General features: G+C 63.1%; 12 protein-coding genes. 2 read left to right on the forward strand and 10 right to left on the reverse strand.

The genetic code is table 11. The features are described 5' to 3' along the window. Positions 1 to 12: 12 nt before the first annotated feature. From M3484_RS14055 to M3484_RS14065, 3 genes are read right to left on the reverse strand one after another with little or no spacing between them, the layout of a single operon-like run. On the reverse strand, positions 13 to 762 hold the full coding sequence (locus tag M3484_RS14055; protein WP_249497354.1) for a lysophospholipid acyltransferase family protein: 750 nt from the start codon (positions 760 to 762) through the stop codon (positions 13 to 15). Next, positions 759 to 1,670, reverse strand: coding sequence for a cell division protein FtsX (locus M3484_RS14060; protein ID WP_249497355.1), 912 nt, complete (start codon positions 1,668 to 1,670; stop codon positions 759 to 761). Before M3484_RS14060 ends, M3484_RS14055 begins: the two co-directional genes overlap by 4 nt. Further along, positions 1,667 to 2,338 (reverse strand): cell division ATP-binding protein FtsE, encoded by a 672-nt coding sequence (locus M3484_RS14065; protein ID WP_249497356.1) that lies wholly within the window; start codon positions 2,336 to 2,338, stop codon positions 1,667 to 1,669. The genes M3484_RS14060 and M3484_RS14065 overlap by 4 nt, the downstream gene beginning before the upstream one ends. A 199-nt stretch (positions 2,339 to 2,537) precedes the next feature. Between M3484_RS14065 and M3484_RS14070 the strand changes: the two genes are divergently transcribed. Next, on the forward strand, positions 2,538 to 3,539 hold the full coding sequence (locus M3484_RS14070; RefSeq protein WP_283258435.1) for a zinc-ribbon domain-containing protein: 1,002 nt from the start codon (positions 2,538 to 2,540) through the stop codon (positions 3,537 to 3,539). A gap of 94 nt (positions 3,540 to 3,633) precedes the next feature. Here M3484_RS14070 and M3484_RS14075 read toward each other — a convergent pair whose 3' ends face one another. The 5 genes from M3484_RS14075 to argH form a co-directional block, all read right to left on the reverse strand. Continuing rightward, on the reverse strand, positions 3,634 to 6,150 hold the full coding sequence (locus tag M3484_RS14075; RefSeq protein ID WP_249497358.1) for a DUF4175 domain-containing protein: 2,517 nt from the start codon (positions 6,148 to 6,150) through the stop codon (positions 3,634 to 3,636). 42 nt (positions 6,151 to 6,192) lie between these two features. After that, positions 6,193 to 7,467, reverse strand: a complete 1,275-nt coding sequence (gene lysA, locus M3484_RS14080) for a diaminopimelate decarboxylase (protein ID WP_249497359.1) — start codon at positions 7,465 to 7,467, stop codon at positions 6,193 to 6,195. A gap of 87 nt (positions 7,468 to 7,554) precedes the next feature. Continuing rightward, a complete protein-coding gene (locus tag M3484_RS14085) occupies positions 7,555 to 7,791 on the reverse strand; it encodes a hypothetical protein (protein WP_092899853.1) in 237 nt (78 codons plus the stop codon). Position 7,792: 1 nt separating this feature from the next. Continuing rightward, positions 7,793 to 7,924: a porin gene (locus M3484_RS14090; RefSeq protein WP_143040514.1), complete on the reverse strand. Its 132-nt coding sequence runs from the start codon at positions 7,922 to 7,924 to the stop codon at positions 7,793 to 7,795. 27 nt (positions 7,925 to 7,951) lie between these two features. Next, entirely contained in the window at positions 7,952 to 9,355 is a 1,404-nt protein-coding gene (argH, locus tag M3484_RS14095; RefSeq protein WP_249497360.1) for an argininosuccinate lyase, read from the reverse strand. 28 nt (positions 9,356 to 9,383) lie between these two features. On the opposite strand from argH, the gene M3484_RS14100 reads away from it, so the two are divergent. Then, positions 9,384 to 9,950, forward strand: coding sequence for a TlpA family protein disulfide reductase (locus M3484_RS14100; RefSeq protein WP_249497361.1), 567 nt, complete (start codon positions 9,384 to 9,386; stop codon positions 9,948 to 9,950). A 94-nt stretch (positions 9,951 to 10,044) separates the two neighbouring features. Here the strand turns inward: M3484_RS14100 and M3484_RS14105 are convergent, their stop codons facing one another. Next, positions 10,045 to 10,833, reverse strand: coding sequence for an exodeoxyribonuclease III (locus M3484_RS14105; protein WP_249497362.1), 789 nt, complete (start codon positions 10,831 to 10,833; stop codon positions 10,045 to 10,047). Positions 10,834 to 11,309: 476 nt separating this feature from the next. After that, positions 11,310 to 11,996 carry a response regulator transcription factor gene (locus M3484_RS14110; protein WP_092899859.1) on the reverse strand — a complete coding sequence of 229 codons (687 nt, stop codon included), beginning with the start codon at positions 11,994 to 11,996 and terminating at the stop codon, positions 11,310 to 11,312. Between the last annotated feature and the right edge of the window lie 234 nt (positions 11,997 to 12,230).

Below are 12,230 nucleotides of genomic sequence, written 5' to 3' on the forward strand. Positions count from 1 at the left end.
GCGCTTTCCGCGTCAGCCCCGCGATGCCGGGGCCGGCGTCAGGGTGAAACCGGCCTCGGCCATCAGCCTGTTGGAATTGCTTTCAATCTCATCCTCGATAAGTGCGAGGAATTCGGGCAAGGGGAGACCCGGCTCGATGCGCGGCAGGAATTCGATCACGGCCAGACCCGGTTTACGCAGGATGCTGCGCTTTGGCCAGAAGACCCCCACATTGGTTGCCACCGGCACACAGGGCTGATCAAGCTGTTGATAAAGCAAGCCGGATCCGGCCTTATACTGCTTTATCACCCCTGGCGCGACCCGGGTGCCCTGCGGGTAGATCACCAGCTGCCCCGGATCGGTACGTCCCTTCGCCACATCTGCTTTCATCTTCGCGATCGCGGCGCCGCGCCGGCCCCGATCAACCGGGATACAGCCGATCCTGAGCGCATATTGCCCAAGGAAAGGCGTGTAAATCAGCTCGCGTTTCATGATGAATTTCGGGCGCGGCAAGGTGCCGAAAATCACCAGAATGTCAAAAAAGCTCTGATGTTTTGCGGCGACGATCACCTCATCCTGCGGCACCTCGCCACGGATCTCGGTACGCAGGCCGCACAGGATCCGAACCGAGGCGATCACCCAGCGGGCGTAGAGATGGCAGGCGGCAAAGGCTCCGTTGCGCGATATCAGCGCCCAGGGTGCGAAGATCACCGCGAACACGGCCAGCATGACATACATCTGGATCACGAAAGTCAGCGACAACAGCCAGCGAAACACGATCATCTGAATTCCCTCAGCTTGCGCAGGGCGGCGTAGCGGGTCGAGAAAAAGGCCACGAGCCCGACCAGCGGCGGCAGGATAAAGGGCAAAAGCCAGCTGAGGCCGGTAAAGCCAAGACCGGTCAGGAAGGCGCCGGCAGTGTCGGCCCCCGGCAGGAACAACATGCCGATGATCCCGGCCACCGCACCGACACAGGCACCGGCAAAGGCCCGCAGCGTGAAACGCCGCACGAAAGCGCGGGCAATATACTGGTCGCGCGCACCCACCAGCCGCAACACACGTACGACCTGGGCATTGGCCTCCAGCGAGGCACTTGCCGCCAGTGTCACCATCGCGGCCATAGCGGTGCCGATCAGCACAATCGACAACAGGCCCAGCAGCCGCAGCTTCGAGGCAGCCTCGGCGAGCGGGCGGCGCCAGCGGGTATGATCATCGAGCACCGCACCGGGCGCCTCGGCGCTGAGCCTCTGGCGCAGACCCTCGGCATCATACCCAGGGTCGGCCTCGGTCACTTCGATCAGACGCGGCAGGGGCAGCTCCTCGACCGGCAGTTCGGCACCGAACCAGGGCTCCAGCAAAGCGCGGTTTTCCGCATCGGTCAGGGCGCGGGCGGCCTCGACCCCCGGCGTCGCGGCCAACAGCGTCAGGATCGCCGCCGTCTGCTGCTCCATCTGCGCGGGTGGCGCCGAAAGGCGGATCGTCGAGGTCCGCGCCAGCGCATCCGACCAGCGCCCGGCCAGCCGGCCCGAAGCCAACGACAGCGCCATCGCGAAAACGCAGAGAAAGGTCATCGCGGCGGCGGTGAACGAGGTCAGCCAGGCGGTGTGACCCGAAGGCGGCACCACACGGTCGGATCGCGCATCCGGCGACATCAGGGCAAGGGCGCGGGCAATCGGTCTGGGCAGTTTCACAGATCCGCCCCCGCCAGCTGAATTCGCCGCTTTGAGATTCGCAGCACCCGGGTCGGGATCTGGTTCTTGGCCTGGCGGATCAGATTCAGATCATGGGTCGCGATCAGGATCGTCTTGCCCATCCGGTTCAGTTCGACCAGCAGCGTCAGCAGCCTGAGCGACATTTCCCAGTCGACATTGCCCGTGGGCTCATCGGCGAGAATGATGTCGGGGCCAATGATAATCGCACGTGCCAGGGCCGCGCGTTGCCGTTCGCCCCCGGAAAGCGAGGGCGGCAGCGCATCGGCGAGATGCGACAGTCCGACCCATTTCAACAGCTCGTCCAGATCGCCGCTTTCGCCCCGCCGCCCGGCGACGGTCAGTGGCAATTGCACATTGGCCGCAAGCGGCAGATGGTCGAGAAACTGCACATCCTGATGCACCACCCCGATCCGCCGGCGCAGGTTCGCCACATCGTCACGCGGCAGCGACTTCACCTCGCGGTCAAACAGGGTGACATGGCCGGACGTGGGCAGAAGCTCGGCATAGGCGAGCTTGAGGAATGTCGTCTTGCCCGACCCCGAGGGGCCGGTCAGAAAGTGAAACGACCCCGGCGCCAGCTTCAGCGTCACATCCGACAGAAGCTCGCCACCGCCGTAGTTATAGGCTGCACTTTCAAAGGCAATCACTGCCCGATCCCCCTGCGATGCCTCCGCGACACCCCTGCGATACCATTGCGCGCCCGAGTTTTATGCGCGCTCACTCTGACAAACCATGACTTAATTCGCACGGCTCTCAGGGATTGTTCAAGTCCGGGACACATAGTCTTGGACGATTGCAGGATTATTGTTAGAAGAGAAAAGGGCTTAGCTTGGGGCGGGGTTTTTCATGTTACTGGCATGTCCAAATTGTGACGCCAGATACGATGTGCCGGATAGTGCGATCCCGGAGGCCGGGCGCGACGTTCAGTGCTCGAATTGCGGCCATGCCTGGTTCCAACTGCCGGCTGAGTCGGTCTCAGACGGTCTGGCTGGTGCCTTTGCGGAAGATCTGACGGGTGCTGATTTCGCCGAGACTTCCGGAGGCGAAGGCAATACTGCTGAAAGATCAGCAAAAAAATACGAAGGTGCCGCGGCTTCCAGAGAGCCCGACGTCGTCGCGGGCATCGCAGATGTGGCTGAGGCTGAGGCGGCACCCGCGCACAGCCCCGACCTGACTGGCCCCAACCTGACTGGCACCGATGCGCTGAAAGCCGCTCTGGCAGGCAAGGCTGCAGCCGCGCCGGTCGCACCCCCGGCCCCTGCGCCAGAGCCGGTGCGCCGTGACCTGGACGAGGCCGTTCTCGAAATCCTGCGCGAAGAAGCCGAACGCGAGGCCAGCGCCCGCAAAGCCGAAGCGCAGCGCAATACAAATCGCCGGGCCGAGGCCGATACCGGGCTGCAATCGCAGCCCGAGCTGTCAATACCCGCGCCCACGCCGGAAATGACCGCCCAGCAAAAGCGCCTGGCTATGCTGCGCGGCGAAGATCTCGACGAGCCGGATCCCGAGCCCGCCCGCCCGACGGCGCGGCGCGATCTCTTGCCCGATGTCGAGGAAATCAATTCCACATTGCAGCCCGATGACAACCGCTTCGATCCCGAAGCCGAGGTGGATTCGCTGCCGGATCTGACCCGGGGCAGTTTCCGCACCGGCTTCCTTCTGGCGATTCTGGTGCTGGTGATCGCAGCGCTGCTCTATGTTTTTTCCGACCGTATCGTCGCGGCGGTACCGGCGCTGGAAGGCGCATTGCAGGCCTATGTTCTCTTTGTCGACAACCTGCGCAACTGGCTCAATTCGCTGATGGATGATGCGACTCAGGCTCTGACAGGCGATCCGCAGACCGGCGGCTGAGGCCCGAGCTCGCTTACTGGAAGGCCAATACCCTGAAAAAACCGCGCCGGTGTGTCCGGCGCGGTTTTTCTTTTCAGGTTTTCGCCGCTGGTCGTCAGAACAGATCAAGCAGGCGCTTGAGATAGTCGAGTTCGGCATCCGGGCGCCCCGCCTCGCCCGAGCGGCGGCGGATCTCGTCCAGCAGTTCCTGCGCGCGCTGGTCGGGGTTGTTCTGCACCATATTGCGGTCAGACCCGATCCGCGCCGAATCGCCCGGCTCGCGCCCGAGCGGATCGACCGCATTCGGGTCGACGCGGCGGGCGTCGCGCGGCTCCTGGTTGCCGCCTTCGGCCCCGGGTTCGCGTTCCAGATCCGCCAATGCGTCGCCGAAATCGCGCATACCCTGACGCAGCCGCTCCATCGCTTCGGCCTGTTTGTCGAGCGCACCGGCAAGATCGCCCTGGCGCAGCGCCTCTTCGGCCTCGCGCATCGCGCGTTCGGCCTCGCCCAGCCGCTCGCGCCCTTCTTCGCCCTTTGCCGAACCATCGCCCGGCAGCTTGCCGTTCTGCATCTCATTGAGCTTGTCGCGCAATTCGCGCTGACGATCCGCCAGATCGCCCGGATCGGTGCCCTGCTGACCATTCCGGCCTCGCTGCATGTCGCGGTAGGCATCATCCGAGAGACCCTGCTGGTCTTTCAGCGTCTCGCCCAGGTCTTTCATCGTGCCCTGGCCCTGGCCTTCACCGCCCTGCCCCTGGCCCTGACCCTGCTGCACCTGGAGGTTTTCCATCAGCTGGCGCAGCTCTTCCATCAGCGCCATCGCCTCGGCGGTCTTGCCCTCTTTCATCAGCCGCTCGATCTCGTCGAGCATCTGCTGCAGCTGGTCCTGGGTGATGGTCTGGCCGCCCTGCTGGGCCCCCTCGCCATCCTGGCGGTCGCCGTTCTGCTGCGCCTGCTGGCCCAGTTCCTTGAGATATTCGCGCATCGCCTGCTGCATCTCTTTCATCAGCTGGTCGATTTCCTCGGGTGACGCGCCATTGCGCATCGCCTCTTCCAGCCGGTCCTGGGCGCGCTGCAGCCGCTCGAACGCATTCCCCAGGTCACCCTCTTCGAACATGAAGGCGATATCCCAGAGTTCTTTGACCACCTCGTCACGCTGCCCATCGGTCAGCGGCAGGGTCATCGCATCGGCCTGGCGCACCAGCACCCTCAGCCGTTTCGCTGCATTCTGCGAACGCGTCAGTTCCTCGGGCCGGTTGCCAATAGCTTTCAAGAGCTCCAGCGCGCGCGGCAGGTTTTCGCGGTTCCACAGAATATCGCGCCGCATCTCGATCACCGCATTGGCCATCGGATCGAAAAAGCGCTTGCCGGGCAGCGTCACCTCATAGGGCGCGGCGCTGCCCTCGTTCCCGGCAGCATCAAGTGCGGTGAACACCATGCTGACCGGCATATTCGAGAAGACATGTTCCGAAAGATCATCGACCAGCGTCTGGGTGATCTCGGTCCGGTTGCCCTTCATCGGCATCGGCAGGTCAAGAGTGACCGGCGCGGAAGGCTCCGGCTCGGTCTCCAGCCCGTAGCGGCGGGTGACTTTCTCGGGTTGCAGGCTGATCGTCACGCGGCCGGCGGTGACGCCGTAATCGTCGCTTGCCCTGAATTCCTGTTTAAACCGGCCATCCGCCTCGCGGCCCATCTCGCCCGAAACGGCGATGGTGGGCGCGGTGTCGGGCGTGGCGATGACCTGCCAGTCGCGCCCGCCCGGGCCGCCGATGGCAAGGCGGCCAGACTGGCTGACCACCAGCTCTGTCAGGCCTTTCAGCCCTTCCGGGATCGCGCTCGCGGCCTCGCCTTCCGGGGCGGGGGGCGCAACCCGCGCAATGGTCTGCTCGATCTGCGCATCCGCGCTGTCGCCATAGACGCGGATCTGGATACGGCTGCCAACCGGCACCTCGAATTCGCCCGCCGTGATGTCATTGAGGTAAAGTACCGGCTTGCCGGTATAGGCCGGGGGCCGTGCCCAGCCTTCCCAGACCGGGCCGGAGGGAATCGCCTGGGCGGGGCCGGGACCGATGGCCACAGCCTCGGCCGCGCGCCAGAATGATCCGAACAAAGCCGCCATCACCGCTGCCGTCAGCGCGACATAGCGCAAAGACCAGCGGTCGCGCGACGCGAGTTGCAGATCCGGCGGCACCGCGCGGGCCGCGCGGGCCTTTTCCGCCATCCGCGCCAGGTGCACCCGCCAGACCGCCGATGATTGCGCATCATCGGCCCCGATCGCCTGGCTGTCCCGCAAAGTCGCAATAGGGCGCCCGGGCAGCGACGCATCAAGCCGGATCAGCGCCTCGTCCGCGGTGGGGCGGCGGAATTTGCGCGCCCCCCAGATCAGCGAGGCCAGCACCAGGAGCGCCACCACCCCCAGCCCGATCTGCACCTGCAAGAGCGTTCCGACCTCATGCAGCCCGAAAGCCGCCGCCGAAAACGCCAGCAAAAGCACGGTCCAGAGCGGCCAGAAGGCGCGTGAAAGACGCTCGGCCCACAGCCCTGCCAGCGTCAGGCGACGCGGCCATTTCAGGGCCTGAAGCGCCGCGATGGTCGCGCTGTCACTGCTCGGGGCGGGCTGTCGCGCTGCCATCCGTTCTCCCTTCGCCGCCAGGGCCTTTCGGCCGCGCGGAGGTTACTGATCCTTCATCCACGCGGGCAGTCTATCGCGCGCGAGGATTTCGTCAAAGGTAGGGCGTTCCCGAATGACAGCGAATTGATGCCCATTGACAAGAACTTCGGGAATCAGCGGGCGGGTGTTGTATTCGCTGGCCATCACCGCACCATAGGCCCCCGCCGACCGGAAGGCGACCAGATCGCCGTCGCTCAGCAGCGGCAGATCGCGCCCTTTCGCGAAAGTGTCGCCGGTCTCGCAGACCGGGCCGACCACATCGAAAGGTTGCGTCGGATCACCGGGCGCCCCCTCGGTCACCGGCACAATATCGTGCCAGGCATCATACATCGACGGGCGCACCAGATCATTCATCGCAGCGTCGAGGATCAGGAAATCCCGCCCCTCGCCGTTTTTCACATAGATGACCTCCGAGACCAGGATGCCGGAATTGCCGGAAATCAGCCGTCCCGGCTCGATCTCGATCTCGCAGCCGAGATGGCCGAGCTTGCGCCGGATCATCTGGCCATATTCGACCGGCAGAGGCGGCGCCTCGTTCGAGCGCGTGTAAGGAATGCCCAGCCCGCCGCCAAGGTCGAGCCGGGTGATCTCATGCCCGTCAGCACGCAGCACTTCGGTCAGTTCGGCCACCTTGTCGAAAGCGGCCTCAAACGGCGCGAGCTCGGTCAGCTGGCTGCCGATATGCACGTCGATGCCGACGACTTTCAGGCCCGGCAGTTTCGCGGCCTCGGCATAGACCTCGCGGGCGCGGGCGATCGGGATGCCGAATTTGTTCTCGGATTTGCCGGTCGCGATCTTGGCATGGGTTTTCGCGTCAACATCCGGGTTCACGCGAACGGTGATCGGGGCCAGCTTACCCAGTTCGGTCGCGATTTCAGAAATCGCCCGCAGCTCGGGCTCGGATTCCACGTTGAACTGGCGGATGCCACCTTCCAGCGCGGTGCGGATCTCGTCACGGGTCTTGCCAACGCCTGAGAAAACAATGCGTTCGCCCGGCACGCCTGCGGCTTTCGCGCGCAGATATTCGCCTTTTGACACCACATCCATGCCGGCGCCCAGATCGCCCAGCACTTTGAGCACCGCGACATTCGACAACGATTTGATCGCGAAACACACCAGATGCGGCAGCGGTGACAGCGCCTCGGAAAACAGGCGGAAATGGCGGGTCAGGGTCGCGGTGGAATAGACGTAAAACGGCGTGCCGACCCCGGCCGCGATCTCGGGGATCGCCACATCCTCGGCATGAAGAATACCGCCCTGGTAAAGGAAATGATCCATGCCCTGCCCTTTCGCATCCCGCATCCGCGCCTTGCTATAGCAGAGCGCCGGAAGAGCGCAATTCGGCGATGCCCCGGAGGGGGCGGCTCAGAACCCGGTGCTGAGGCGGATCGGCCCGAATCTTGTGCCGACATATCCGCCGCCGGTACTGGCGCCGACCGTCACCCCCGCCACATTGGCCGAAGCGGACGGAATCACGGTGCCGGTCCGCGACACATGCAGCCCAAGCGTCGGGTCATAGACCACCTGACCCTCCGCCAGCGGGTCGCGTCTGGGCGCGCAACCCGCCAGAATGATGCAAAGGATCAGGCCCGCCCGGATCATCTCAGAAACTATGGCTCGCGCCGAGCCTCAGGCTGCCCGAAAAGCTGACCTTTTCTTCAGGATGCTTCGGCTCACCCGCGACACCGCAGGCGGCCAGAAGAACAGTCACTGCGAGAGACGCAATCAGACGCATCGGATACTCCCTTTTCCGGATCGTGGCTCAGGCGAGCTGCGCTTTCCAGCGCGCGATCTGTTCGCGCACCCTGACCGGCGCGGTTCCGCCATAAGAGACGCGCGAATTGACCGAGTTTTCCACACCCAGCACGGTGAAGACCTCATCCGTGATGCCGGGGTGAACCGATTGCATCTGGTCAAGGCTCAGATCCGGCAGGTCGATCCCCGCCTTTTCCGCCATGCCGACAAGGGTGCCGGTGACGTGATGCGCCTCACGGAAGGGCAGGTTCAGCCGGCGGACCAGCCAGTCCGCCAGATCGGTCGCGGTCGAGAAGCCGGAGGCCGCCGCGAGCGTCAGGCTGTCGCGGTTCGCCGCCATATCCGAGACCATGCCGGTCATGGCCGCGAGACCCAGCATAAGGTTGTCAGCCGCGTCAAAGACCTGCTCTTTGTCTTCCTGCATATCCTTGGAATAGGTCAGGGCAAGGCCCTTCATGATGGTGAACAAAGCCACGGTCGCGCCGAGAATACGCCCGAGTTTAGCGCGCAGAAGCTCTGCCGCATCAGGGTTCTTCTTTTGCGGCATGATCGACGAGCCGGTCGTCCATTTGTCGGAAAGCCGCACGAAACGGAACTGCGCCGAGGACCAGATCACCAGCTCTTCTGCGAAACGCGACAGATGCATTGCGGCAATCGAGGCGGCGGACAGGAATTCCAGCGCGAAATCGCGATCTGACACCGAATCAAGGCTGTTCGCGGTCGGGCGGTCGAAGCCAAGCGCCTCTGCGGTCATATGACGGTCAATCGGAAAGCTGGTCCCGGCCAGTGCAGCGGCCCCCAGCGGGCTTTCATTCATGCGTTTGCGCGCATCTTCAAACCGCGAACGGTCGCGGGCAAACATCTCGACATAGGCCATCATGTGATGGCCCCAGGTCACAGGCTGCGCGGTTTGCAGATGGGTAAAGCCCGGCATGATCCAGTCAGCCCCCTGTTCCGCCTGGGCGACAAAGGCGCGCATCAGGGCGCTCAGACCGGAAATCGCCGCGTCGCACTGATCGCGCACCCAAAGGCGGAAATCGACCGCAACCTGGTCATTTCTCGACCGCCCGGTATGCAGACGCTTGCCCGCCTCGCCCACGATCTCGGTCAGGCGGCTTTCGACATTGAGGTGAATATCCTCCAGCTCGACCCGGAACGGGAAATTACCGGCCTCGATTTCTGACAAGACGGTGAGGAGGCCTTCCCGGATCACACCGGCATCGCTATCGGTAAGGATGCCCTGGGCCGCCAACATCGCGGCATGGGCGCGCGAGCCAGCAATGTCCTGGGCATAAAGCCGCTTGTCGAATCCGATCGAGGCGTTGATCGCCTGCATGATCGCATCCGGCCCTTCGGCAAAACGCCCGCCCCACATCTGGTTTGCGGCTTTGGACTGGTCCTCGTTAGACATGCGGGGCCTCGGAGAGATGGAGTTGGTGATGCGGCTGTTTCTGGCGGCTCTTTATACCGCGCTGGCGCTTGGTGCAAATGCAGCCCTGGCCGAGGGTGCAGGCGGAGTTGCCGTCAGCGATGCGGCGGGTCTGCGCGAAGGCGATATGAAAAAGCTCCAGCTGCATGAGATCCCGAAGGATCTGCCAGCGGCAGAGCTGGTCATGCTCGACGATACGCCCGCCTCGCTGGAGGATTACCGCAGCAAATGGGTGGTTCTGAATTTCTGGGCCACCTGGTGCGCGCCCTGCCGGGCCGAAATGCCATCTCTGAACCGGCTGCAGCTCGCGATGCCCGACATCGCCGTCGTGCCGGTCGCGACTGGCCGGAACGAGCCCGCCGCGATCAGCCGCTTTTACACCGAGGCCGGGATCACCAGCCTGCCGATCCTGCGTGACCCGAAATCTGCGCTCTCGAGCCGGATGGGGGTGATGGCCCTGCCGGTAACCGTGATCCTGAACCCCGAAGGCCAGGAAGTAGCCCGGCTGATCGGCGACGCGGAATGGGACAGCGTGAATGCGCAATCCGTGCTTTCAGCGCTGGTGGCTGGCCACTAGGGCGCGGCGACAAAAGAGAGCCCGTCAGCCTGACCCGGCCGTCATCGTTTTGTGCAACAAAACGGGCCGATTTCTTGAAAGAAATCGGCTCCGCTTACAGATCGAATGTCGCGAAGACCGGGACGTGATCGGAGGGTTGCTCCCAGCCCCGCGCCGCGCGCAGGATCTTTGAGCCGTAGCCGGCATTCGAGATATCGGGCGTTGCCCAGATATGATCCAGACGTCGCCCCTTATCGGCCCCGTCCCAGTCTGCGGCACGGTAGCTCCACCAGGAATAGAGTTTGCCTTCGGTGATATCCTGACGGGTGATATCGACCCAGTTCCCTGCATCCTGCGCCGCGCCGAGATGCTCGACCTCGATGGGCGTATGACTGACGATCTTCAGCAGTTGTTTGTGGCTCCAGACATCATCCTCGCGCGGCGCGATGTTCAGATCGCCGACCAGGATCGCCTTCTCCGGCCGGTCAGCATGGAAGGCATCCCGCATCTCGGTCAGGAAATCGAGCTTCTGGCCAAATTTCACATTCTGCGCCCGGTCGGGAATATCCCCTCCCGCCGGCACATAGAAATTATGGATGGTCACGCCATTTTCCAGCTTTGCCGCCACGTGCCGCGCATGGCCGAGCGCCGCATAATCGCGATCCCCCGCATCTTCGAGCGGCAGTTTCGACAGGATCGCGACACCGTTATACCCTTTCTGCCCGCGCGCCACCAAATAGCGATAGCCGAGCGCCGCAAAGCCTTCGGTCGGGAATTTGTCGATCGGTGTCTTGATCTCCTGCAGGCAAAGTACATCCGGCGCGTCTTCCGAAAGAAGCTTTGACACCAGCCCCTCGCGCAGACGCACGGAATTGATGTTCCAGGTGGCGAGGGTAAAGCTCATCTCTCTCTCCGGCAGTCATGATCCGAAGCGGACACTAGGCCGATGGCTGCGCAAAAGAAAGCCCGGCACCGCAGATGAGAAACGCGAGATACCGGGCAAGGTCCAACAGGGAGGTCCGGAGAATCTAGCACCAAACAGGCCCGGCACGAAGCATGGGGAAAGACTGGCCCGCTCAGACGGCAAGAATTATTGCAAGAACGCAACACCCGCGCCGGGCATTGCCATGCCCACCGAAGCTGTCGAAACAGACGGCAAAAAAAGGCCGGGCAAAAGCCCGGCCAGTCCAACAGGGAGGTTGCCGTGTCATAACCCCGACACGACAAGGGGAACTCTTTCACTAAACGCCATCAGGTCGTACCGGCGTCACCCTGCCATAATGGGCAGCAATCCATTAAGGCGCGGTGAATCAAGCGACATTATGTCGAATTGTTGCGACTTTTATCGGGACGGCGGCACAGTGGCTTTACAGTGACAGCTCAGGCAACAAGCCTGTACCCGCCGCTTTCGGTCACCAGCAGCCGCGCATTCGAGGGATCGGGCTCGATCTTCTGCCGCAGCCGGTAGATATGCGTCTCAAGTGTATGGGTCGTGACCCCGGCGTTATAGCCCCAGACCTCATGCAACAGCACATCCCGCGCCACCACACCCGATTGCGCACGGTACAGGAATTTCAGGATATTGGTCTCTTTCTCGGTGAGACGGATCTTCTTGTCCTTCTCATCCACCAAAAGCTTTTGCGCAGGACGGAAGCTGTAAGGCCCAAGCTGGAAGACTGCGTCTTCCGACTGTTCATGGGTGCGCAGCTGCGCCCGGATCCGCGCCAGCAGCACCGGGAATTTGAACGGCTTGGTCACGTAATCATTCGCCCCGGAATCAAGCCCCAGAATGGTATCGGCATCGGTATCATGGCCGGTCAGCATCATGATCGGGCATTTCACCCCCGATTTACGCATCCGGCGGCACAGTTCGCGCCCATCGGTATCGGGCAGCCCGACATCGAGAATCACCAGGTCATAGATCGCCGCCTTGGCCTTCTCCATCCCTTCGGCGCCAGTGCGGCCTTCGAAGACATCGAAATCCTCGGTCATCACCAATTGTTCAGACAATGCCTCCCGCAGGTCGTCATCGTCATCCACCAGAAGAATTTTGCGAAGCTGGGCCATGATACGGTCCTTTCGTTTGCTTGGGAAACAAATGCGCCGCGTTCACATTTCCCGCAAGATTTGCGACAAGGGAGTCACGGCCTCGTGTCGCAGGAGCAGGAAATATTTCAATTCTGTCATCCTGCGCCCAGATAAACGGGGTCAGGAGACGCGTCATGACTGCAGCTGCCGGTGCCTTTTCTTCTCTCGGACCCGATATCACCGAGCGCCTTTCGCGCGCGCGCGGCGATCTGC

It is taken from the genome of Pseudomonas sp. GX19020 (assembly GCF_023371075.1).
Classification (GTDB): Bacteria; Pseudomonadota; Alphaproteobacteria; order Rhodobacterales; family Rhodobacteraceae; genus Pseudogemmobacter.